The organism is Paenibacillus planticolens (assembly GCF_013141725.1).
Lineage (GTDB): Bacteria > Bacillota > Bacilli > Paenibacillales > NBRC-103111 > Paenibacillus_E > Paenibacillus_E planticolens.
This window is the reverse complement of the sequence record NZ_WHNZ01000045.1, coordinates 29,496-51,585: the sequence shown is the minus strand read 5'-3', so window position 1 is coordinate 51,585 and position 22,090 is coordinate 29,496. Positions and strand designations below refer to the sequence as shown.

22 protein-coding genes are annotated in these 22,090 nt (G+C 49.8%); 15 read left to right on the top strand and 7 right to left on the bottom strand.

Annotation, left to right across the window (positions count from 1 at the left end):
* The first annotated feature begins 16 nt into the window (after positions 1 to 16).
* The 5 genes from GC097_RS21435 (at position 17) to GC097_RS21415 (ending at position 4,683) form a co-directional block, all read left to right on the top strand.
* Entirely contained in the window at positions 17 to 655 is a 639-nt protein-coding gene (locus tag GC097_RS21435) for a hypothetical protein (protein WP_171685344.1), read from the top strand.
* Positions 656 to 746: 91 nt separating this feature from the next.
* A complete protein-coding gene (locus GC097_RS21430) occupies positions 747 to 1,220 on the top strand; it encodes a GNAT family N-acetyltransferase (RefSeq protein WP_171685343.1) in 474 nt (157 codons plus the stop codon).
* 241 nt (positions 1,221 to 1,461) lie between these two features.
* Positions 1,462 to 1,914, top strand: coding sequence for a MarR family winged helix-turn-helix transcriptional regulator (locus GC097_RS21425; protein WP_171685342.1), 453 nt, complete (start codon positions 1,462 to 1,464; stop codon positions 1,912 to 1,914).
* Positions 1,907 to 3,409 (top strand): DHA2 family efflux MFS transporter permease subunit, encoded by a 1,503-nt coding sequence (locus tag GC097_RS21420; RefSeq protein WP_171685341.1) that lies wholly within the window; start codon positions 1,907 to 1,909, stop codon positions 3,407 to 3,409. The genes GC097_RS21425 and GC097_RS21420 overlap by 8 nt, the downstream gene beginning before the upstream one ends.
* 434 nt (positions 3,410 to 3,843) lie before the next feature.
* The gene (locus tag GC097_RS21415) at positions 3,844 to 4,683 is read left to right on the top strand and encodes a sulfurtransferase (protein ID WP_171685340.1); all 840 of its coding nucleotides are present in this window, start codon (positions 3,844 to 3,846) and stop codon (positions 4,681 to 4,683) included.
* Between the two features lie 322 nt (positions 4,684 to 5,005).
* On the opposite strand, the gene GC097_RS21410 is transcribed toward GC097_RS21415, so the two are convergent.
* Positions 5,006 to 5,479, bottom strand: a complete 474-nt coding sequence (locus GC097_RS21410) for an AraC family transcriptional regulator (RefSeq protein WP_171685339.1) — start codon at positions 5,477 to 5,479, stop codon at positions 5,006 to 5,008.
* Positions 5,480 to 5,676: 197 nt separating this feature from the next.
* Between GC097_RS21410 and GC097_RS21405 the strand changes: the two genes are divergently transcribed.
* The 3 genes from GC097_RS21405 to GC097_RS21395 all read left to right on the top strand — a co-directional run bounded on the left by GC097_RS21405 (position 5,677) and on the right by GC097_RS21395 (position 8,709).
* Complete coding sequence (locus GC097_RS21405) at positions 5,677 to 6,897, top strand: MFS transporter (RefSeq protein WP_171685578.1); 1,221 nt, start codon at positions 5,677 to 5,679, stop codon at positions 6,895 to 6,897.
* A gap of 126 nt (positions 6,898 to 7,023) precedes the next feature.
* Positions 7,024 to 7,578: a hypothetical protein gene (locus GC097_RS21400; protein WP_171685338.1), complete on the top strand. Its 555-nt coding sequence runs from the start codon at positions 7,024 to 7,026 to the stop codon at positions 7,576 to 7,578.
* Positions 7,579 to 7,581: 3 nt separating this feature from the next.
* Positions 7,582 to 8,709, top strand: coding sequence for a hypothetical protein (locus GC097_RS21395; RefSeq protein WP_216625847.1), 1,128 nt, complete (start codon positions 7,582 to 7,584; stop codon positions 8,707 to 8,709).
* Between the two features lie 75 nt (positions 8,710 to 8,784).
* Here GC097_RS21395 and GC097_RS21390 read toward each other — a convergent pair whose 3' ends face one another.
* The 3 genes from GC097_RS21390 to GC097_RS21380 form a co-directional block, all read right to left on the bottom strand.
* On the bottom strand, positions 8,785 to 9,555 hold the full coding sequence (locus tag GC097_RS21390; protein ID WP_171685337.1) for an exodeoxyribonuclease III: 771 nt from the start codon (positions 9,553 to 9,555) through the stop codon (positions 8,785 to 8,787).
* A 248-nt stretch (positions 9,556 to 9,803) separates the two neighbouring features.
* Positions 9,804 to 9,956, bottom strand: coding sequence for a hypothetical protein (locus tag GC097_RS21385; RefSeq protein ID WP_171685336.1), 153 nt, complete (start codon positions 9,954 to 9,956; stop codon positions 9,804 to 9,806).
* Complete coding sequence (locus GC097_RS21380; RefSeq protein ID WP_171685335.1) at positions 9,941 to 10,603, bottom strand: hypothetical protein; 663 nt, start codon at positions 10,601 to 10,603, stop codon at positions 9,941 to 9,943. Before GC097_RS21380 ends, GC097_RS21385 begins: the two co-directional genes overlap by 16 nt.
* 218 nt (positions 10,604 to 10,821) lie before the next feature.
* Here GC097_RS21380 and cysK point away from each other — a divergent pair, with 218 nt between their 5' ends.
* Positions 10,822 to 11,754 carry a cysteine synthase A gene (gene cysK, locus GC097_RS21375; protein ID WP_171685334.1) on the top strand — a complete coding sequence of 311 codons (933 nt, stop codon included), beginning with the start codon at positions 10,822 to 10,824 and terminating at the stop codon, positions 11,752 to 11,754.
* A gap of 63 nt (positions 11,755 to 11,817) precedes the next feature.
* Here cysK and GC097_RS21370 read toward each other — a convergent pair whose 3' ends face one another.
* Positions 11,818 to 13,671: a putative bifunctional diguanylate cyclase/phosphodiesterase gene (locus tag GC097_RS21370; RefSeq protein ID WP_171685333.1), complete on the bottom strand. Its 1,854-nt coding sequence runs from the start codon at positions 13,669 to 13,671 to the stop codon at positions 11,818 to 11,820.
* Positions 13,672 to 13,901: 230 nt separating this feature from the next.
* On the opposite strand from GC097_RS21370, the gene GC097_RS21365 reads away from it, so the two are divergent.
* From GC097_RS21365 to GC097_RS21345, 5 genes are read left to right on the top strand one after another with little or no spacing between them, the layout of a single operon-like run.
* On the top strand, positions 13,902 to 14,897 hold the full coding sequence (locus GC097_RS21365; RefSeq protein WP_171685332.1) for a helical backbone metal receptor: 996 nt from the start codon (positions 13,902 to 13,904) through the stop codon (positions 14,895 to 14,897).
* A 15-nt stretch (positions 14,898 to 14,912) separates the two neighbouring features.
* Positions 14,913 to 15,914 carry a FecCD family ABC transporter permease gene (locus GC097_RS21360; RefSeq protein WP_171685331.1) on the top strand — a complete coding sequence of 334 codons (1,002 nt, stop codon included), beginning with the start codon at positions 14,913 to 14,915 and terminating at the stop codon, positions 15,912 to 15,914.
* Positions 15,907 to 16,683: an ABC transporter ATP-binding protein gene (locus GC097_RS21355; RefSeq protein WP_171685330.1), complete on the top strand. Its 777-nt coding sequence runs from the start codon at positions 15,907 to 15,909 to the stop codon at positions 16,681 to 16,683. The genes GC097_RS21360 and GC097_RS21355 overlap by 8 nt, the downstream gene beginning before the upstream one ends.
* A gap of 10 nt (positions 16,684 to 16,693) precedes the next feature.
* The gene (locus tag GC097_RS21350) at positions 16,694 to 17,203 is read left to right on the top strand and encodes a HugZ family pyridoxamine 5'-phosphate oxidase (protein ID WP_171685329.1); all 510 of its coding nucleotides are present in this window, start codon (positions 16,694 to 16,696) and stop codon (positions 17,201 to 17,203) included.
* Between the two features lie 31 nt (positions 17,204 to 17,234).
* The gene (locus tag GC097_RS21345; protein ID WP_171685328.1) at positions 17,235 to 17,696 is read left to right on the top strand and encodes a DinB family protein; all 462 of its coding nucleotides are present in this window, start codon (positions 17,235 to 17,237) and stop codon (positions 17,694 to 17,696) included.
* 56 nt (positions 17,697 to 17,752) lie between these two features.
* On the opposite strand, the gene GC097_RS21340 is transcribed toward GC097_RS21345, so the two are convergent.
* Both GC097_RS21340 and GC097_RS21335 read right to left on the bottom strand, forming a co-directional pair.
* Positions 17,753 to 19,279 (bottom strand): MDR family MFS transporter, encoded by a 1,527-nt coding sequence (locus tag GC097_RS21340; protein WP_171685327.1) that lies wholly within the window; start codon positions 19,277 to 19,279, stop codon positions 17,753 to 17,755.
* Between the two features lie 108 nt (positions 19,280 to 19,387).
* Positions 19,388 to 20,167 (bottom strand): lipase family protein, encoded by a 780-nt coding sequence (locus GC097_RS21335; protein ID WP_171685326.1) that lies wholly within the window; start codon positions 20,165 to 20,167, stop codon positions 19,388 to 19,390.
* A 144-nt stretch (positions 20,168 to 20,311) separates the two neighbouring features.
* Here GC097_RS21335 and GC097_RS21330 point away from each other — a divergent pair, with 144 nt between their 5' ends.
* On the top strand, positions 20,312 to 22,027 hold the full coding sequence (locus GC097_RS21330; RefSeq protein WP_171685325.1) for an ABC transporter ATP-binding protein: 1,716 nt from the start codon (positions 20,312 to 20,314) through the stop codon (positions 22,025 to 22,027).
* Positions 22,028 to 22,090: the final 63 nt, after the last annotated feature.

Below are 22,090 nucleotides of genomic sequence, written 5' to 3'. Positions count from 1 at the left end.
TACATTTCGTATTTCGGTGAATAAAAAATGGCCGATTGCGCTTATCTGCACCGCAGGTATCTCCTCTTGTATCGAACTATTCACCCTAATGGCGGGTACGAAGTCTTGGAGTCCTATGCTTGTTATTGTACTGGAAGCCGTCTGCGTTCACTATCTATTTCGATTGCGCGGGCTTCATGCGCTCATGATCGTAATGATTGGGGCAGTAGGCTATAGCGTTTATTTGGCTATTGTTTTATTTGCCGTATCCATAGGGACGGGTGTTCCCGTGTACGATTATTTTGACAGGCTCGACTCGTTATTTCATCCGCTGAAAATCTATGCCGCGTTCCTTACGTGCCTTACCGCACTGCTCTTGCATATGAACCGATTAGGTTTTACTTTGCGGCTGGAGCGGCATGGGAAGAATGCGGGGAGTGCCAGGGATCCTCGGTACGCCTGGAAGGTTTGGAAGGTCTGGAACGTCAGGAATGTGCGGCATCCGCAGAACTATGTGTTTTTTCCCGCTCTTTTGACTGCTTTTGTGTTATTCTCTTCGGCTTATTATGGAGTATCCATGCATGTGGCGTCCATACTCTATTGGGCTGCGGGCTTTTGCATCGTGCTGGTGTGGATGCTCTACTTGTTGTATCGCAAGGAGATGGATGAGCTGTAAGTCGTTTGTTGTTGAAGTTCGATCCATGTGACAGACCGTTTTTGGGTACAATGAAGATAAAGATTTTTATTTGGAAGAGGAGGTCATTTATATGACCCAAGTTACAGTTCGTGAAGCTGTTATACAAGATATTTCTCAGTTAAAAACGTTAATGCTCGCTTATATCGTGGACTTCTATCAATATCGCCAGCCTGAGGATGAGAAGCTGAACGGATTGATCCATCATCTGTTGGAGCAAAAGGACGGCATTCAATTCGTGGCCGAGACGGAAGACGGGACATTGGTCGGTTTTGCGACCTTATATTTTACCTTCAGTACTTTGCGTGCTTCCAAAATAGCGGTCTTGAACGATCTCTACGTCGTTGAAGCAGAGCGCGGCCAAGGTGCGGCGGCGAAGCTTTTCGCAGCTAGCAAAGGGTATGCGGCCAGACATGGATATGCCAATTTATCATGGACCACGGCCAAGGACAACTTCCGTGCGCAAGCTTTTTATGACAAAGTGGGCGGAGATCGCAGCGATTGGCTCACGTATTCTGTGAATCCGACGATTGGGATCGGCGATTAATCTTTCACCATTCTGAACCTTTCATCCCTATAACTGATTAACCTTCATCTCCGCTTCTAGGGATTGGAGGTTTTTTTGCGTGAAGTTTTTTCGACAGATGCGACCTGAAAATCGTTTTCATAATGTAGGGAGAATCACAAATACTAAGGATGTCTCCAAGTTTTCCATATATAAAAATTGACATATCATTAAGTTTGGAACATAATATTAATTCGTATACGAAATAATTAGGGGGGCTCTTTTGGACGAACAGCAGCGCTTTATGCAAATTTTCCAGACGTACCGGGAAGTCAATCAGGCTTTTTATCAAGTTATGACTAGGGTTGCTCAACGTCATGGGCTTACACCGCTCCAGCTCATCGTACTTCGAATACTTGAAGAGTATCCGGGAATTAGGCTTATGGAGCTTTCTGAGAAGCTGAGACTTGGGAACAGCACGACGAGCGGGATCGTTGATCGGATGTTCAAATCGGGGCTGGTGACGCGTGAACGCACCGAAAATGATCGCCGGGCGATGACGCTGAAGCTATCGGACAAAGGAGCGGCGCTGTGGGAGGAATCCAATGCAACGCGTATGGCACTCCTTCGGCCATTGCTTAGCTTGTCTGAAGAGGATCAAGAGCAGCTCAACCGGGTTCAAAATGAGATTTTAACGATTTTAAAGAACATAAGTGAGGATGATCTCAATGACTAGCATGGTTAATGCAACGCTACGCAAAGGCCCTATCATGGCTTCGTTGCTGATCGCAGCATTCGTGGCCTTATTAAGTCAAACGGTTTTAAATGTGGCATTGCCCAAAATGATGACTGACTTGAACGTGAATGAAAGCACGATCCAATGGTTGTCAAACGGCTATATGCTCATGAACGGTGTTCTTGTTCCAATCAGTGCCTACCTCATCAACCGTTTCACAACGCGCAGGTTATTTCTAACAGCCTCGACGTTATTCGCTATCGGAACGATTATATGTGCATTATCCGGCAATTTCAGTTGGCTTTTGACTGGCCGTCTTGTGCAAGCTGTCGGTGCTGGGATTCTAATGCCGCTGATGTCCGTTGTGGTTCTAACGATTTTCCCTGTCGCTGAACGCGGTAAAGCCATGGGCATGATGGGGATCGCGATGATTTTTGCGCCAGCCATTGGACCGACAATGTCCGGATGGATTGTGGAGCACTACCATTGGCATGTTCTGTTTTATATCGTTCTGCCACTCGCAATTTTTGCTGTTATATTCGGCGCTATTTCTATGAAGGACGTTATTAAAACTTCAAAGCCGAATCTCGATATCCTGGGTGTTATTCTTTCAACGCTCGGTTTTGGTGGGATTCTTTACGGTTTCAGTGCAGCGGGGGCCGATGGCTGGGGAAGCGCGAATGTTGTTACCTGTCTTGTCGTGGGCGGGATTTCCTTGCTGCTCTTCGTTCTACGCTCGATAAAAGGCAAGACGCCGTTGCTCGAGTTCCGCGTATTTAAATACTCGATGTTCTCGCTAACGACACTAATCAATGCCATTATTACGATGGCAATGTTCTCAGGCATGATTCTGCTTCCAATCTTCCTGCAGAACATCAGGGGCTTCACACCGCTGGAATCCGGTTTGCTCTTACTGCCGGGAGCTATCCTGATGGGAATTATGTCCCCCATTACGGGGATGATTTTCGATAAAGTAGGCGCTCGCTGGTTGGCTGTTATCGGCCTTATCATTACAACTATCACCACTTACGAGTTCAGCCAGCTTACAGCAGATTCGACTTACAATCATTTGATGCTGGTATATACAACGCGGATGTTTGGTATGTCTATGCTCATGATGCCGATTCAGACAGCCGGTATGAACCAATTGCCGCGGCGCTTGAATGCACACGGGTCTGCGATGTCGCAGACGCTTCGTAACGTCTCAGGCGCGCTCGGAACGGCGCTTCTCGTGACATTCATGACGAACAAAGCGGCTTCTCATGCAAAAGAGCTTATCATCTCGGGCCAAATCGATCCGAGCAACAAAGCCAAAATGGTAGAAGTCACGCAAGCGGCAACGATCTACGGCATCAATCACTCCTTCGTCATCGCTACTTGGCTGAGTGTTGTTGCGCTTGTACTTGCGTTCTTCATCCGTAAGGTGAAACCGCAAGAAGATCCAACCGATGCAGCCCCAACACCAGTCTCTGCGCCGGCGGTTGATCGCGGGTAATGGGGGAGGAGGTCATTTGGACTGAGGATGCTCCGGCAGCTGTGTTAGGGGATTTTCACAGCTGCTGGCCTATGTTGTTCTTAGTACAACATAAAAGGTGTCTGTGACTTGCGAAGTGGCATCTCATTGTATAAAGTGCAACCATTTCAGCCCAAATGGCTTGAAATCAACAGTCTACAGCCCTTCGCGTTGTATAAAATACAATGTAGAGGATGCTTTAGCCTCATCAGACCCATAATGGTTGTATAAAATACAACATAGAAGAGACCATTAGACCGTTAGGCTCACAGCCTGACGGTCTTTCTTATAGGTAGCTGAATGTACCGCAGCCAAGTTCCAAACATAACTTCCGTGCGCAAGACTTTTGCGATAAAATAAGTGGAGGTTAAGTGAAATGGGCAAGTTATTGCAGGTAGAGGAAGGTGGCAGAATCTGTGGAAAATATCGTGAGCCAATCGTGGCTGCTCGGGCAGCTGGGCGATGCCAACATCGTCATTGCGGATTGCCGGTTTGCGTTAGGACAACCTGAATCCGGCAGAAACAATTATGAGCAGGATCATATAACGGGAGCTGTATACGTTGATTTGGAGAAAGACTTATCCGGTGCCAAAATGGCGCACGGCGGCAGGCATCCGCTCCCGGATCTCGGGGCTTTCTCCATCCTTGTCGGCAGCCTCGGGATCGACAGCACGAAAACCGTCGTCGCTTACGACGATCAAGGCGGAGCCATGGCTTCACGCTTATGGTGGATGCTGAAATTCCTCGGGCACTCAGAGGTCTACGTTCTCGACCAAGGGTACGCCGCTTGGAAAGCAGCCGGGTATCCCGTAACGGATGAAGTGCCCGCTGTATATCCGCGGACGTTCTCGCCGAAGGTGCAGCGCACGATGCTGGCTTCCATGGACGAGGTCAAGGACAAACTTGGCCGTCCGGGCGTTGTGCTCGTAGACTCGCGCGAGGAGCGCCGTTACCTCGGCTTGGAAGAGCCGATCGATCCCGTAGCCGGCCACATTCCTGGCGCACGGAATTACTTCTGGAAAGGCGTGCTCGGCGCGGATGGCTCATGGTTGGCTGCGGCGAAGCAGGAGCAGCATTTTGCCGGCTTGCGCGATGCCGATGAAATTATCGTTTATTGCGGATCCGGCGTGACGGCGTGTCCGAACGTGCTGGGCCTGAGCGAAGCGGGCTTCGACAATGTGAAGCTCTACAGCGGAAGCTGGAGCGATTGGATTAGTTGGGAAGACAACCCGGTGGCGACGGGGGAGGAAGAGTAAGCTAAAAATCGCGTCGTGCATGGGTTTAGGGGCTGTAACAGGTTGCCGAGAGGCAGGTTGTTGCGGCCCTTTTTGGGTTTTCCGTTCAACAGAACCCGAGTAAAGCAGTTACAAGCGACTCGGAGTTAACCATAGTCCGGCAGCTGGAACAGGTTATGGTTGATGAGTGTCACTTCGTGGTTGAAAAAGATGGAAGATGACGTGCAATAATCCGCTGTAATTTTTCATCATTTAAACAATGCCAGAAGCTCTCCTAATAGCGGTCAATGAAAAAAGTCCAATGCTGCAAGCTGATGTCGGTACTCTGCCGACGTCAGCTTGTTTAGCTTTCTTGGCGGTCGCGGCTATCACTGAGCGGCACGCAAATTTCGCAAAATTCAGTATCAAGCAAATCCCCCGTATATCTTTCCACAATGGGTTTGTCAGCGATGCGATACCCGCCGCTTTGTAAGGCTGGAAAAATTTCAGCCCATGCTTTTTGGACTTCTTCGGTCGTGTGTTTTATTTTACAAACGGCGTAGGTGGCGCCGGCGAACTTGCCTTCGCAAACAGCCTGATCGATAGGCTCCGTCTCTGGAAGGACGATGCAGGCATCGTATCTGCAGTTGTCAGGCGGCGTTGTTAGGGGGTTATCTTGCGGAATTCCGAATAGGATCGCAGATCGGGTAAGCGAGTTTCGCTCCCCTGCCCATTGCTTTAACTTTTGCATGGCTTGTACATTGGCTGGGCCATAGGGGCCGACTTGACGTACATAGGCTATCCGATAATTTGGAATCATTTCGACGTTGAAATCCATCTTTTCTACATCCTCTCTCGGCAAATTCGACTACATTCCGGATACTAACATGGTATAAAATTTTTTCCAATTGTTTTCTTGTTTCCTGCATTCCATTACGCCGCGCGACAGTCGTATAATAGAAAGAATCCATTTGCAGGGAAGGGACAAGCCCCACCGCTTTGTGATGTTCACTTCATGAAGAAAAGGGCGTGACCATGTTGTTTAAAGAGAAAGATTCCATTCTGCGGCATCCGTCATTCAACAAATTCTGGATCTCGCGCATGTTCTCCTCGACCTCGTTCCAGATGCTCTCCGTCGCGATTGGCTGGCAGATGTACGACTTGACACACGATGCGTTCAGTCTGGGCTTCGTGGGCCTTGCTCAGTTTATTCCGATGGTGCTGCTTACTTTTGTAGTGGGACAGGTTGCGGATCGCTTCGATCGCCGCCGGATCGTGTTTATTTGCCAACTGATCGAGGCGCTCATCGCCGGGCTGCTCCTGTTCGGCAATGTAGGCGGCTGGCTGGGCAAGGAAGCGATTTATGCGGCGGCGGCCATTCTTGGCGCTTGCCGGGCATTTGAAGGGCCAACTTCGTCGGCCCTGCTGCCACAGCTCGTGCCCAAAGCGATGCTGCAGCAAGCGATCGCCTGGAGTACATCGGTCGGACAGACGACGCAAATTTTGGGCCCGTCCTTGGGTGGGCTGCTCTTTGCGCTGGGGCCGGTTTCCGTATACGGCACGGCGGCGGCCGCGCTTTTCATCGGGGCGATCTTGACGTTTCTCATTCGCACAGAGCCGATTGAGCGCAAGTTCGAGCCGGTTACGCTGCGATCCGTCTTCATGGGCTTGTCGTTCATTTATCGGCATCCGATGATTCTGGGCACGATATCGCTCGACTTGTTTGCGGTGCTCTTGGGCGGGGCGACGGCGCTGCTGCCGATTTTTGCTCAGGACATTTTGCATGCGGGTCCGGTCGGTCTCGGGTTGCTGCGTACGGCCCCGGCGGTCGGCGCGCTGCTGATGTCGATTGTATTGGCCTACTTCCCGTTGCGCAAATCCGTGGGGCTCAAGCTGTTCGCTGCGCTGGGCGTGTTCGGACTCGCTACGATGCTTTTCGCCATTTCTACGAATCTGGTCGTATCGCTCGTAGCCTTGTTCTTCATCGGCGCGTCGGATGTCGTTAGCGTTGTTATCCGCTCGTCGCTGGTGCAGCTTCAGACACCGGATGACATGAGAGGCCGAGTGAACGCGGTCAACTCGCTGTTCATCGGGACATCGAACCAACTCGGCGAATTCGAGTCGGGCATTGTGGCCGGATTCCTCGGCGCGGCTCCAGCCGCCTTCGTCGGCGGCATCGGTACGCTCGTTGTGGCAGGGTTATGGATGTACCTGTTCCCATCGCTTCGGCGGATGCGCTCCTTGTCGGAGGAGTAGCAATAGAGTCGTAGTTGCAGGAACTGGCGGAAACCGCGAAAATTTTGTAAAAACTTGACCTAATCTGCTATCCCGATATGCTAGAATGATAGAAACAATGGAAATCATATGCAGAGGGGTTCGAGCATGAGAAACAAGAGTGGGATTTTCGCGGTGGGTTGCCTGGGCTTCATTGGTTTACTGGTCTTGATTGCGATCATCACGGCGGCTGTTGTATGGGGGCAACGGGGGACGGCGATTGCGCTGGATGAGCAAATCAAATCGCAGCACGTCGCGAATAAATCCAATTACGACAACATGTGGAAACGGTTCAAAGAGATGGCGCAAGTTACTGATATGCAAGCCGATGATATCAAGAAAGTGTACACCGACCTCATCGCCGGCCGTTACACGGATACACAGTTGCTTTTTAAAGTGGTGCAAGAACAAAATCCGAATATGAGCAAAGATCTTTATACCAAGCTCCAAAATGAAATTTCTGCGGCACGTACAGAGTTCGACCGGAATCAAAAGAAAATTGCTGATCAGGTTCGGGAATATAACACGCATATTCGGAAGCACGTGCTGATGAATGCGATTTTCCATTTTCAGACGCTGGATGCAGAGAAATATATCATTACTTCGGACCGTACGAGTGACGCTTATCAAACGGGCAAAGACAACGAAGTGAAGCTGAGGTAGCAGATGGCGTATTGGGCGGCGTTGTTTCTTGTACTGGTGGTTGGTTTCGCTATGGAGCTTGTGACAAGCCGCAAGTGGTGGCGATATGTGCTGGTATCGGTATTGGCCGTCATCCTTTTCGCGGGTGTGACAGTCAGTGATTTTTTTCTGCGGACGGTCGATACGGAGGTTTGGTCGGGGGCCGTTACGGACTGGCAGCACAAAGAGGAGTGGGACGAGTGGATCGCAGGCAGCGAGGAATGCTCGACGGACAGCAATGGCCGCAAAAGCTGCACCAAAGAGCCGGGGCACTACAAGCACCACGATGCTCAGAACAAAATAAAAACCTCGGATAACGGATGGTTCGAGGTGAACGAGTCCATGGACGGGAGGACCCGGTTTACGGATCGTTACCCGAATAGCACAGCTGAGCTGGCCAAATTGTTTCCGCTGGGAACGCCTTCGGCTTCCACACATTTGTATGTGAATAAGGTGAGGGGTTCTTACAGCCTTTTTAAGCATAGCGACATTGATTTGAAGGATTATCCCGAACTTCCGGAATACCCGGGCTTCGTCTCGGAGGTCCTTCATGTCGACAGAATTGTGGGTGCTGTGCCCAACAAGAGGAAAGCTTTGGAGGCGCTGGCAGCCTGGAATACCGAGCTGAACAAAGCGGTGCCCGACCCGGATCATCCCGGAGAGACCAAGTCGTGGAAGCAGGTGAACCTGATTTTTGTGAATATGGGGACTGACATGCCGCAAGAATATGGTTACGCCCTGCAGGATAAATGGCAGAACGGCAACAAGAACGATTTCGTCGTGAGCTTTAGCCCGGCTGCGGACGGATCGATGAGGTGGGTGCATGCCTTCTCATGGAGTGAAGTCGATATGCTCAAGCTCGAGGTTCAGGATTATATGACTGCACAAGGCTACGGCAGCGACTTCGTGCCGATTGTCGATCATGTGGCGCAGATGGTGGCTGACCAGTTTGTGCGAAAACAGTTTGCGGATTTTGACTATTTGCAAATCGAACTTAGCGAAACGTCGACCTATATCATATGGGGACTTGAAATGTCTCTGCTCATATTTTATATGTACAGATGCATCAGGACTTATTTCCGTCAACGAAGAAGAATGACATATGACTATTAAAATGGAGCGCTCTTCAGCCAATGGTTGAAGAGCTTTTTGTTTGTTTCAACTTAGATGAGCCCCCGAGAGAAGGATCTAGTCTTCTCCCCGGTTGAAATCCACTTCCAAACGAACGGGACAGTGATCGCTGCCCATTGTATCGCAGTCGATGTCAGCACTGACGATGTTCGGACTCAGCCTCGCAGAAGCGATAAAATAGTCGATTCGCCATCCGACATTCCTTGCGCGCACACCGGGCATATTCGACCACCAACTGTACACATCGGTGCGGTCGGGGTAAAGATGCCGGAACGTATCGAGGAAGCCGGCTTCCAGCAGTTCGGTCATTTTCCCGCGCTCTTCCAGGGTGAAACCGGAGTTGTTGTGGTTGCCTTTGGCATTTTTCAGGTCGATCTCCTGATGAGCGACATTTAGATCGCCGCAGGCGATAACCGGCTTTTTCGCATCCAACTGCCGAAGGTAGCTGCGAAAGCGATCCTCCCATTCCAGCCGGTAGTCCAGCCTGGAAAGGTCGCGTTTGGCATTCGGCGTATACACCGTCACCAGATAAAAGTCCTCAAACTCGAGCGTGATGATCCGGCCTTCGGGCTCTTCATCTTCCTCCATGCCGTACCGGACGGAAAGGGGCTCGATTTTCGTAAAAACGGCGGTGCCGGAGTAGCCTTTTTTGACGGCATAATTCCAGTATTGCTTGTAGTTATCGCCCAGCTCGAGGTTGATTTGTCCCTCTTGCAATTTCGTCTCCTGCACACAGATGATATCGGCTCCCGTCTCTTCGACATAGCCCAGAAAGCCTTTATTCACGCATGCTCGCAACCCGTTCACATTCCACGATACCAGTTTCATTCGTCCATATTCTCCTTACGTTCACATGATTTCTCGTTATAGTGTATCATAAGTTGGACTTGGAGGGCATGTGGATGGAGAGGGGAGTCGATTAAGCTGGACCTGGGCCACCCCGTCCTCTCTTTATTGGACGAAATCCAATGCAAGCTGCTCTTTCAGCCTTAAAAAGGCAATCTCATTGGACGATTTCCAATAGGAGCCTCTGAAATAGCCGCTTTTACCCCTAATTCAGAGCACTTCCTTGGATTTCATCCAATGAAAGCAGCGGTTTGGCAGCTTTTGAGCCAGTTACATTGGATTTTATCCAATGTAACGCCCGTCGGGGTCAGCTCGCGCCACGCGCCTCGGTCTCGCTCCGCGCGCTCCATCCCCGCTGGATTCTGCGTCAAAGATGCTCCCACGATCCTTCCTTCAGCTCATAAAAGCGAACGCCATTCCCCCGAGATCCGGGGGACAGGCAGCCCTTCTCCACCAAAGCGCGAAGCCACTTGCGGGCAGTGCGGAAATCGACTCCATAATGGTCGATGACATCCCGGGGGCGAATCGATCGGCCATGCATCCAAGCCAGCCGCAGCACTTCTTTCTCCATGATAGACAGTAGAACAGCGGCATCATTCCTGATCATCTGAGGTCCAATAACCATTTGCAGAAGCATCCGGCATACCTCGGGACGGCTTTGGATATCGTCAAATGAGAAATGCACCATTTTCCAGCCCATAGCAATTAGAAAATTTTCACGATTCAGCGCGTAGCTGAACTTTTCGCGATCCATATCCTTGACATGGCTCTGAAAGCCGTCGCATTCAATGCCAAATTTCCCAAAGGGCGTGAGGTAAGCGAAATCGAGAAATTGGGATTTACGGTTCCAATCATAGATTTCATATTCGGGGTGCAAATTGTCGAAATGCCCGAACAGCGGCACCCACACTTGCTGGAGAAAAAGTTTCTCCGCATACGCATGTCCCCTGAGCAGCCGCCCCTTTCGCTCACCGCTCCGAAGTGCTGCATGGCCCGTGATAAACGATGCATGTAAACTTTCAAAATCCATTCCTTCAACCTCCCTGTGAAAATAAAAAAAACGCCCTCGCGCCACAAGGCGAAAGGACGTTCTTCGTCTACACCAGTATACCAAATCGCCGATATATAAGAAAATACCTTGCTCCGCCATCAGTATTATTGATTTCATTTCTGAACCTCTACAAGCTATACTTTTATTATCCGAGTAAGTTCATGGGTTTAATATAAAAGAAGGCGAGGTCATACGAGATGGCGACCATTTATACGAATTTGACAGAGCTAATCGGCAATACGCCGCTATTAGAGCTCTGGAATTACAATAAACAGCAGAGTGTTGAAGCTAAAATATTGGCGAAGTTGGAGTACTTTAACCCGGCTGGAAGTGTCAAAGATCGTATCGGTTTCGCCATGATCAAAGAAGCGGAGAAAGCCGGCAAAATAAATCCGGACACTGTTATCATAGAGCCAACCAGCGGAAATACAGGGATTGGTCTTGCCTTTGCTGCTGCGGCATTGGGGTATCGCCTAATCATTACGATTCCGGAATCGTTCAGTATAGAGCGAATGAAGTTGTTAAAAGTGCTGGGCGCGGAAGTCGTGCTTACGCCTGCCTCGGAGGGGATGTTGGGGGCGATGAAGAAAGCGGAGGAACTGGCGGCTGAGCTGCCGAACTCCTACATTCCGCAGCAATTCAGCAATCCTGCCAATCCAGAGGTACACAGAAAGACGACGGCAGAGGAAATATGGCGGGATACGGAAGGGCAAGTCGATATTTTCGTTGCAGGTGTGGGATCAGGCGGGACGATTACAGGGGTAGGGAGCATTTTGAAGGAAAGAAATCCATCCGTGAAAGTCGTTGCCGTAGAGCCATCCCATTCACCCGTGCTGCTGGGCGGCCGCCGTGGCGCTCACCAGATTCAGGGCATTGGCGCCGGCTTCGTGCCGGACAATTTCGATCGTTCCGTTGTCGATGAAATCTTGAGCGTATCCGATGAGGATGCGTTTGCGACGGCCCGCACGCTGGCCAAGACGGAGGGGCTGCTGGTCGGCATCTCATCCGGAGCAGCCGCATTCGCAGCGACGGAAATCGCCAGACGGCCGGAAAACAAAGGAAAGAACATTGTGGTCATCCTGCCGGATACCGGCGAGCGCTATTTGTCTACAGCACTGTTCGACGAGTAATTGAAGAGTCATTTTCATAATATAAGCGAAAGACCGCCCCATACCGGGAGCGGTCTTTTCATACTAGGCTTGAACGAGTGCATGGAAAGCCTGATGCTCGGGCAGCGGTTTACTGAAATAGTACCCTTGCACAAAATCGCAACCGATCGCTTGCAAAATATGAAGCTGCTCTTGCTTCTCGACCCCTTCGGCGACAACCTCTTTATGAATTCGCTGAACGAGCGAGACGATGGATTCCATGATCACCCTGTCCTCGGAGCAATCGTCAATATGATCAATGAAGGATTTATCAATTTTAATAATGTCCACAGGCAGTTGCTTGATATAGCTTAGGGAAGAAAAGCCTTTTCCAAAGTCATCGAGCGCGATTCGCACACCTTTATCCCGAAGGAAGTTTAAGTGGTTGGTTGAGGTTTCAATGGATTGAATGAGCAGGGTCTCGGTGAGCTCCAGCACCAGGTGGCGGGGGTCGAGCCCAGTCTCGGCTATGATGACCAGCACTTGATCCGCAAAATCATGCTGCATTAACTGAAGGGCAGAAATATTAACGGATATTGTAAAAAACGTCTGCGAGGCGTCCTGCCACTTTTTGGCCGTTCGACAGGCCGTTTGCAGCACCCAGTAGCCGATGGGCACGATGAGCCCGGTCTCTTCGGCCAGCTGAATCCATTCCGCAGGGGGAATATATAGCCCGTCCGGCTGCTGCCAGCGCAGCAAAGCCTCGTATCCTTTAACCTCTCCGCTTGGCACATGAACTTGTTTCTGAAAATGCAGAGTGAATTGATTTTGCGCAAGAGCCCCTTGCAGCGCATCCTCCAACTTACGTCTATGAAGCAGATTTAATTGCATCGTTTCATCGAAAATACGGAACTGATGCTTTCCGCCGGTTTTTGCTTTACGCATAGCGACATCGGCGCATTTGAGCAGCTGCTCGGCAGTATGGCCATGATCCGGAAACAAAGCGACTCCCATACTTGCTTTGAGCGGATAAGAAACGCCGGCTACCTGAAAAGGAGATTGGCAGGCTTCCCAAATCGAAAGAACAGTGCTCCTAAAGTCCGAATCGTTGCTGCCAACATCCAAAATGAGGTTAAACTCGTCTCCTCCTGAACGGGAAATGTGTATGCCGGGAGTAAGCGCATGTACCATTTTACGCGCAAAACATCGCAGGTATTGATCGCCTGTGGCATACCCAAGAGAATCATTGATCATTTGGAAGTTATCGACATTGACCCAAATCACACAGATCCGGCCGTCGGAGCTTGAAGCTTTCTGGATCGCATTTTCTAGATGTTCATAAGCCGAGAACCGATTGGGAAGAAGAGTCAACGTATCAGTGGTAGCCAGGAGCTTGACTTGTTCGGCTTTATCCAGCGTTTCCTTCTGTAATGTGAAGAAGCGCGCCATGAGCTTCCTATTGCTGCTGGACACCATGAGCAAGCTGAAAATAATCATCAGCGACCACATTAGGGTGCCTATAAGCATGTGAGTGGATAATGCCAGCCTTTCGGCTTGTACAAATAAAAAAAAGTAAGCATTCGCTGCCAAAGCAAGCGAAATGGCGATATAAATCACCTTTCTACGCATAAAAACGGTTGCTATAACGACAATGTAAACACTGCTGAATGTATTCGTGACAGCAGGTGTGAAAAGCATAATCAACATCGTGTTTAGAAACTGTCCGAAAATAGGAATATAGCCGATCCAGCCTGAATCCTTGCGGTAGCAATAACATATGATGTAGACGGATAGACTCAGCATATTGGCCGTAAACATATACCAATAATGGGGAGCAGATAACCCAAGTTTGAGGTATGCAAAAGAGAAGACCGTCATTAATATCGTGAAATTAAAAAGCATTAACCGCAAAGCAATCGTATTTCTCTGACTGCGATTCTCGCTTATCAATAGATCCATACTTAATTGCCCCTATCGAAATTTACCTTCTGTAGGTTTGTGTCGAAATTTTAATGATCCTGTAGAAAATTGTAAATTAAAACAAGATTTTTGTAAACCTTTGCCAAAAGTTTGCTAAAAATAAGGTCAATAAAAAAATGTGCAGCCAAAATTTTATTTAAGTATTGATAATGGTTTTCATTATCAATATAATGATAATGAAAACCATTATCACTTAAAGGGGAAACAGAATGAAAAGTGCTTCAATGAAAGTTAGCCTCATTGTCATTATGGCGGCTTTGACGGCAGCATGCAGTCAATCCCAATCTGCCAGTGTGGCTTCTCCGCAAGCATCTGCAGCACCGGCAGCTGCTGCAACGGCAGCGGCAACGAAAGCGCCGGTGGCCGAGTCAACTGTGGATGAGAAGAAAGTAAGCGAAATCTTGGCGCAATTCAACAACCAAACACCCGCAAAGGTGGCGACAATTTCCGTTTCGATCACTGAAATTTTGAATGAGCTCGGTGTGGAGCCGGTTGGTGTGCCAACTTCGAGCAGCAAGCTGCCGGATGCCTTTGCCAAGGTGGCTCGAATCGGGACCTCCCATCAGCCTAATTTGGAGCAAATCGCGAAGCTATCGCCAGATGTCATTCTTGGACCGGCTTCCATTAAAGATAATCTTGAGAAACAGTTTAAACCTGCAAATTTGCCTTCTGCTTACATACCGGTTGATTCCTTGGATGAGCTGAAATTATCAACGACCGTGCTTGGCAAACTTTTCAAACAAGAGTCCAAGGCAACAGCTTTTTTGGATAAAGTGGCTAAAGAAGAGTCGGCTGCACTAGAGTCAGCCAAAGGGAAAACGGCACCGAAAGTGCTTTTCCTGTTCGGATCTGCCGAATCTCTCATGCTTATGAATGAGAATACATTTGCAGGAAGTCTTGCTAAGAAATTAGGCGCCTCCAATGTGGTGAGCGACGTCATGAAGCTGAAAGAGCCCTATGCTCCTGTAAATATGGAAAGCATTGTCGCTGCTAATCCGGATGCCATTCTCATCGTTGCGCATGGCGACCCTGCAGCTGCGGCTAAGAAGTTCGAAGAAGATGTTAAGAAGAACGGGTCCTGGGAAAAGCTAAACGCATTCAAAAACGGGAAGATGAAAACGCTCGACTATAATTTATTCGGCATTGCATCCATTGTGAATGCGCCTGCCGCTTATAAAGAGTTATCGCAAGTCCTGTACCAATAGACCGGGGGAGTGCAAGTGGTTGGGAAGCAGCAAAGAAAAACAACATTGATTGGGGTCGCCTGTCTATTACTACTCGTGGCTACCCTGCTTTCAATCGGTTTGGGCAGCGTTCGCCTCACCCTTCAAGAAACGGTCTTAACCCTTATCGGCCAGGGGGAGAGTGCGAACCATACGATTCTATGGGATATTCGCATCCCCAGAGTATTTCTTGCACTGCTCATCGGGGCGAATCTGGCGGCGTCAGGCGCACTGCTCCAAGCGGTCATGCAGAATCCCCTGGCAGACCCGGGGCTTACGGGGGTATCTAGCGGCGCAGCGGTTGCCGTGTTGTTCATCCTCCTGGTCTTGCCGAGCTATTCCTCCATGGTTCCTTTGGCAGCTATCGTCGGAGGAGCGGGCGCTGCAGCAATGGTGTACATCTGGGCCTGGAAGCGCCGCAGCGGATTTGCGCCGATCCGTGTCATTTTATCAGGCGTGGCTGTGAATGCCGTTTTTGGCGGGGGGATTGGCCTGCTGACCATTTTGTACAGCGATAAGCTCCCGGCTGCGCTGCAATGGATGAACGGGAGTCTCTCCGGTAAAGGGATGAGCGGTGTCCTCGTGATCCTGCCGTATTCGATCATCGGCTGGATTGCAGCGTTCCTGTGCATCCGTCAGGCGAATATTTTGCGGCTGGGTGAACAAGCGGCTCACAATTTGGGGCAGAACCTGACGCGCATCCGCGTCACGCTTTCATTCATTGCGGTCTATTTGGCGGCAATCTCGGTCTCATCTGTCGGTCTTGTCGGTTTCGTAGGACTTGTTGTCCCGCATATCGCAAGGATGCTGATCGGATCGGATTACCGGCAAATGCTGCCTCTAAGTTTGGTGATGGGCGCGCTTATTTTGCTTATCGCCGACACGCTTGGACGTACCGCATTTGCTCCGTTAGAAATTCCATCCGGTATTGTAATGGCGATGGTTGGAGGCCCTTATTTTCTTTATTTGATGCGAAAGGGGGATGGGGCACGTGCTTGAGGTGCAATCCTTAACGATTCGGTACGCAGAGCGCACCATTGTAAACAGCTTTTCATTGGACGTTAATGAAGGGGAAGTCGTTTCCATTATCGGACCGAACGGTTCCGGGAAATCGACGATTCTCAAAGGGGTTTCCAGACTCATCCCCTGTGAGAGCGGTCGCGTTTGCATTGCCAATCAGGAGCTTCAATCCCTTAGCACCAAGCAGATTTCACGCATGATGTGCATGCTGTGCCAGTCTAACACAAGTCCTGAGGACATGACGATCGAAGAGCTTGTCGGCTATGGCCGGGTTCCGCACAAGAAGTGGTATGAGCGTTTTAATACGGAAGATTATGAAATTATTCATTGGGCTATGGAACAAACAGGCATGCTTGCTTACAAAGACCGCCTGGTAGTTTCTCTATCCGGAGGAGAAGCGCAGCGCGCTTGGATCGCCATGGCGCTCGCTCAGCGTCCCAAGGTTCTGCTGTTGGATGAGCCGACCACTTATCTGGACATTGCGCATCAACTGGATGTGCTGGAGTTGGTACGCAAGCTGAATCGCGAGCTTAACTTGACGGTCATCATGGTGCTTCACGATCTGAATCATGCCAGTGCCTACAGCGATAGGGTATGTGTCATTAAAAACGGTGCGATGTATGAGTACGGCAAGCCGCAAGAGGTATTTACAAGTGATTTGATTAGGCACGTCTACGAGGTTGAAACCGATATTCAATATACCTCCGACGGTGCCGGTCCACGTATACATATTTTAAAGAAAAGTTGAGGGATCCCCTATGAAACAATTAGACAAAGAAAGCATTAAACTTCAATACCTGAATTTCACAGACAGTCTTAAATCATTAATGCTGAGCACGGTCGATGAGAATGGAAAGCCGTTCATTTCGTATGCTCCTTTTGTCAAAAAGAATGGCAAGTTGTACATCTATATCAGCCGCATCGCCAACCATTTCCGCTATCTGGAATCCAATCCCTCTGTGGATGTCATGCTGATTGAGGACGAAGCCTCCTCTGAAAATTTGTTTGCCAGACAACGCGCCCGTTTCGTATGCCAAGCTGAGAACATCGGCAATGAAGGGCATGAGGAGATTTTTGATCTTTTCGGCGAAGCTTTCGGCAAACCTATGATTAATGTATTGAAGACGCTCGACTTCTCGTTGTTTGAATTGACGACCTTAGAAGGTCGCTATGTTGCCGGCTTCGGGCAAGCGTTTGATATCGACTTGACGGCAGAGCGATTTGATCATGTAGCCAGAGATGGCCACCAACAACCTAAGTCCTCCTAATAAATTCTCTTAAAAAGGAAGTGTAATGGCTATGAGTTTCACAACCGTACTGCCGATTTGGAATGCGATTCAAGACCGTTTTCATGCTTCGATGAAAAAATTACCCGAGGCCGATTTGACCCTTGAACTGGGTTCGGCCTCGATCGGATATATGCTTCGTCATAATGCAGAAGTCGAGTATATGTTCGCCAATTGGTTCTTTGGCCGGAGCTTTCCGGAAGGACTTAAGCTGCAAACGAGCGGTGGTCCTTCTGCGAGTAAAGCGGTGTTTACGAACAAAGAGGAGCTGATCGACCTGCTGACAGCTTCAAACGCCTATTTGATCGAAGCTATGCGTGAATTGCCGGAAGATAAATGGCTTATTCCCGTTGAAACATCGATAGGTACGTCTACGCCGCTGGAAGCGGTTGGACGCTTGATGTACCATACAGGCATCCATGCCGGGCAAATTTCCTTGATCCAGAAGCATTTTGCCGTGAAGGAAAAAGCATAACAATCGATAAGGCCCTCTTCCGACTCGTTGATGAGTGGAAGAGGGCATTTATTTTTTTAAAGGGAAGCCGTTTCTGTCTCGGTGTTTGGCTGGATTTCGAGTTTCTCTCTGCTCATGGCAAATGCGGCAGCTAAAGCGAGTACGGCAGGGATGAGTCCCCAAGCAAACGTGGTTGCGATAGATGACGAGAGGCTGCCCGAAATTTGTCCGAGCACCCCTGCGGGAATTTGGGTACGGGTTGCAGGGTCGAGCAGCGCATGCGGATCTTTCACATCAAAGCCTTGCGGCAAAGCCGAAGTGCCACCTGTGAAGGCTTCCGCCAAATGCTTCGTCAGCGAATGGCTCTGAATAATTCCGAAGACGGTAATCCCGATGGTCATGCCCAGTGAGCGGAGAAAGTTCAGTGTCGAGCTTGCTGCTCCCCGCTGGGTGGCAGGAACGGAGTGAATGGCGGCGTTGCTCAGAACCGAGAAAGAAGCGCCGATTCCAAGGCCCACGAGAATCATATGGAGTGTGATCGTCGAACGCGTTGAATCCGGAGTTATCGTCATGAGCAAGGCCATTCCCCCAACAAGCAGCACGAGGGTTGAAAGGAGAATAGCGCGATACGTAAATTTGCTAATCAGGAAGCCCCCGGCCGTAGCGGTAACGACGGTTCCCAACATCATGGGCAGCAGCACGAGACCGGAGTTTGTGGCGCTTCCGCCGAGAACGCCCTGAATGAAGATTGGAATATAGACCGATGCAGTAATAAAGGCGGCACCGCTTAACATTGCAATGGCGTTGCTTGCGGCGTACAAACGGTTCCGGAACATGCGAAAGGAGATAATCGGTTCTTCTGCCCGGTTCTCCGCGTAGATGAAAGAGACGGTCAGCAAGGCAAATGCGGCGAACAGTCCAAGTATGAAAGCGGAATTCCAGGCGTACTGCTTACCGCCAAGTTCCATAGCAAACATGAGACAGACGATTGCGCCTACAAGCGTTAAGGCACCGGACCAATCAATACGCTGCTTAACATGCTGGAGCGATTCTTTATAGAAAATGGCAATCATCAGGAAGGCAATAAAGCCTAGTGGAAGATTAATATAGAAAATCCATTCCCATTTCACATAGTCGGTCATATAAGCGCCAAGCAGCGGTCCGAAAATACTGGACATGCCGAAAACCGCGCCGAATAGTCCCATTAATTTGCCCCTGCTTTCAGGCTTGACCGCATCAAACATGATGGTAAAAGCAATAGGCACCAAGGTACCCCCGCCAATCCCTTGAACAGCGCGATAAATGCTTAACTGCACAATGGATGAAGCGGTTCCGCAAAGCGCGGAGCCAAGCATAAATACTACGATGCCGAAGATGAAGAAGCGTTTGCGTCCATACATATCCGAGAGCTTGCCGAAGATCGGCATTCCCGCCATTTCTGCGACCATGTAGGCCGATGTGACCCAAACAAATTTATCCAGCCCTCCGAGGTCTGCGATGATAGAGCCCATAGCTGTGGCGACGATGGTGTTGTCCATTGAAGCCATGAGAATGGCGAGCAATAATCCGGCTACAACGATGCCGGTTTGGTTCGTCGATTTCATCAGGTGATCCATTCCTTTCATTCCATCTTATTTGGATATAAATGAAGTATAAACAAATAACCCTGACAAGAGTCTGTCAGGATTATTTGCCGGAGGTATGTTTATTTTTCACGGGCAAAAGCCGGGAGTTCGACTTTGCAATTGCTCCGCATAGCGGGGATCAAGTTTGGCCAGCTCGGTGAAATAATTGCCAATCGCATGATTGGCGGACACGGAACCTGCCTGGAAGGTGAGTTCGGCCCCTTTTTTGACATGCAGATAATGGTAGACTTGGTCGGTCCGGGGGGATTTATATATGATAGGCGGAAGTTCAGGCACGATATCATTGGTATTGTATATGCGATAGCGCGGACCGGTTATCCGGTTAAAAAGACTAGCGAAGTCCGGATTTCCGACACGCGGAGAGGCGTAGGTATAGATGGAAGGTTCATTAAACTTGGTGTTGGCAGCAAGATCAACAGCACACAAGGAGGCGAGGGATCCTCCGAGGGAGTGGCCGGAGAGATAGAGGGTTTTACGGGCAGAAAGCTTGGCTGTGACGGCCATAATCTGCTTGCGGGCGCTGTTGTAAATATCGAGAAAGCCTTTGTGCACGAGCCCGCCGTCTTTGGCATAAGGAAATACGGTTTGCCTGGCTATGGCATCGGAAATCCAATCCGACGCCCCATATGTGCCTCTAAAGACAATCACTATCTGCCTATCGGACTCCGCAATAAAACCGAATAGCTCTTTCCTACTAAGGATCGAGGTTGCCGTAAAGGGAGAAACCATCCGATAATTGCGGGGCAAAATGACGCCTTCCGGACCTTTCTCAAGCAGCTCGTAGCTCTGTTTGCACATAGCGGCTAAGAAGATGGCGGTTCGTATGTCCAATGAGTTGATTAGCATGGTCAGTTCCTCCACACAAACACAGAATGCTGTTTAACTATATATATGAAAAATAGTGGACATCTGTCTTCGGTTAACGGCCTATTTTTTTACGTCAATCCATTTTTCTTTCATGTATAATAAGCGGAGGAGGTGTGAAGTCACGTGTTAAAGCGTTTTTTTTCGTACTATAAGCCTTATAAGCACTTATTTATTTTGGATTTTACTTGCGCGGTTGTGGCCGGGCTTCTGGAGCTTGGTTTTCCTCTTGCTGTGAATCAGGTTGTCGATAAATTGCTGCCTGCCGGGAATTGGACGTGGATACTATGGGCTTGCGCAGGCCTTCTTGCCGTCTACGGGCTAAACACGGTGCTAAATTTCATCGTCACGTATTGGGGTCATAAGCTGGGTATTAATATCGAGACGGATATGCGGAAAAAGATGTTCGATCATCTGCAGAAGCTGTCCTTCCGATTCTATGACAATAACAAAACAGGTCAATTGATGTCGCGAATGGCGAATGATTTGCTGGAGATTGGCGAGGTTGCCCATCATGGCCCCGAGGATTTATTTATTGCAGTTATGACGCTAATCGGCGCACTCCTGCTGATGCTGAGTATTAATGTGAAGCTGGCGCTGTTAACTTTTGTGATCGTTCCTGTTCTGCTCTGGATTGCTGTGTATTTTAATCAAAAAATGACGAAAACGTTCCGCCGGATGATGGGGGATCTCGCCGATATTAATGCCAGAGTGGAAGATAACATCGGAGGCATTCGTGTCGTTCAAGCGTTCGCGAATGAGTCTTATGAGAAGAAGCTGTTCGAGGACAATAATGGGCGGTTCCGTATAACGAAGCTGCTTTCCTATAAAATCATGGCATGGAACGTATCCTTAAGCTACATTCTCATGCGCTTGGTGACAGTGTTCGTCCTTATTTGCGGAACCTGGTTCGTGATCGATAAACAAATTTCCTATGGGGAATTTATTGCGTTCGTGCTTTTGACCAATGTGTTTCTGGGCCCGATTCAGAAAATTAATAACGTCATTGAGAGCTATCCCAAAGGCATTGCCGGGTTTAAACGGTATTGCGAAGTCATGGATACGGAGCCCGAGGTGTCTGACCGGCCCGACGCTGTGCGTGTTGGCCATCTGGAAGGCCATATTACATTTGATTCCGTTTCCTTCGGATATGGGAATGAAGCCCGGGTTTTGAACGACATTTCCTTATCCATTCGGGCAGGGGAAACCGTTGCTTTCGTAGGTCCTTCCGGCGCAGGGAAGACGACGATCTGCAGCTTGCTGCCCCGATTTTACGATGTCAATGAAGGCAGCATTGCCATCGACGGGTTGGATATACGCCGTATCCAGCTGGAATCGCTGCGCCGCCAAATCGGCATCGTGCAGCAGGACGTGTTCCTGTTCTCCGGCACTCTGCGGGAGAACATCGCTTACGGCAAGCTGGGCGCGACGGATGCCGAGATTTGGGAAGCTGCGCGACGTGCGCAGCTGGAGGGTTACATCCAGTCCCAGCCGAAGGGGCTGGACACGGTTGTCGGCGAGCGCGGCGTCAAGCTGTCGGGCGGACAGAAGCAGCGCCTTGCGATTGCGCGGATGTTTTTGAAAAATCCGCCGATTCTTATCCTCGATGAGGCGACATCGGCGCTCGACACCGAGACCGAGGCGGCGATTCAGCAGTCGCTCGCCGAGCTGTCGCAGGGCCGGACGACGTTGGTGATTGCCCACCGGCTGGCCACGATCAAGAATGCCGACCGCATCGTCGTCGTGACGGAGCAGGGCATTACCGAGCAGGGCGGCCACGAGGAACTTATCGCGGTGGGCGGCGTTTACAGCCGTCTGCATCAAGCGCAGTTTAGCTCTTAAGGGAGACCTGACGGCGATCTTCGGATCGTTCGTCAGGTTTTTTGGTTTAAACAAACGCGCATA

Coding starts and splice junctions, on each gene's coding strand:
- GC097_RS21420 (WP_171685341.1), top strand. CDS start 1,907: ATGACTAGCATGGTTAATGCAACGCTACGCAAAGGCCCTATCATGGCT.
- GC097_RS21395 (WP_216625847.1), top strand. CDS start 7,582: ATGGCGTATTGGGCGGCGTTGTTTCTTGTACTGGTGGTTGGTTTCGCT.
- GC097_RS21405 (WP_171685578.1), top strand. CDS start 5,677: ATGTTGTTTAAAGAGAAAGATTCCATTCTGCGGCATCCGTCATTCAAC.
- GC097_RS21430 (WP_171685343.1), top strand. CDS start 747: ATGACCCAAGTTACAGTTCGTGAAGCTGTTATACAAGATATTTCTCAG.
- GC097_RS21400 (WP_171685338.1), top strand. CDS start 7,024: ATGAGAAACAAGAGTGGGATTTTCGCGGTGGGTTGCCTGGGCTTCATT.
- GC097_RS21345 (WP_171685328.1), top strand. CDS start 17,235: ATGAGTTTCACAACCGTACTGCCGATTTGGAATGCGATTCAAGACCGT.
- GC097_RS21370 (WP_171685333.1), bottom strand. CDS start 13,671: ATGGATCTATTGATAAGCGAGAATCGCAGTCAGAGAAATACGATTGCT.
- GC097_RS21390 (WP_171685337.1), bottom strand. CDS start 9,555: ATGAAACTGGTATCGTGGAATGTGAACGGGTTGCGAGCATGCGTGAAT.
- GC097_RS21340 (WP_171685327.1), bottom strand. CDS start 19,279: ATGAAATCGACGAACCAAACCGGCATCGTTGTAGCCGGATTATTGCTC.
- GC097_RS21350 (WP_171685329.1), top strand. CDS start 16,694: ATGAAACAATTAGACAAAGAAAGCATTAAACTTCAATACCTGAATTTC.
- GC097_RS21380 (WP_171685335.1), bottom strand. CDS start 10,603: ATGGATTTTGAAAGTTTACATGCATCGTTTATCACGGGCCATGCAGCA.
- GC097_RS21365 (WP_171685332.1), top strand. CDS start 13,902: ATGAAAAGTGCTTCAATGAAAGTTAGCCTCATTGTCATTATGGCGGCT.
- GC097_RS21335 (WP_171685326.1), bottom strand. CDS start 20,167: ATGCTAATCAACTCATTGGACATACGAACCGCCATCTTCTTAGCCGCT.
- GC097_RS21410 (WP_171685339.1), bottom strand. CDS start 5,479: ATGGATTTCAACGTCGAAATGATTCCAAATTATCGGATAGCCTATGTA.
- cysK (WP_171685334.1), top strand. CDS start 10,822: ATGGCGACCATTTATACGAATTTGACAGAGCTAATCGGCAATACGCCG.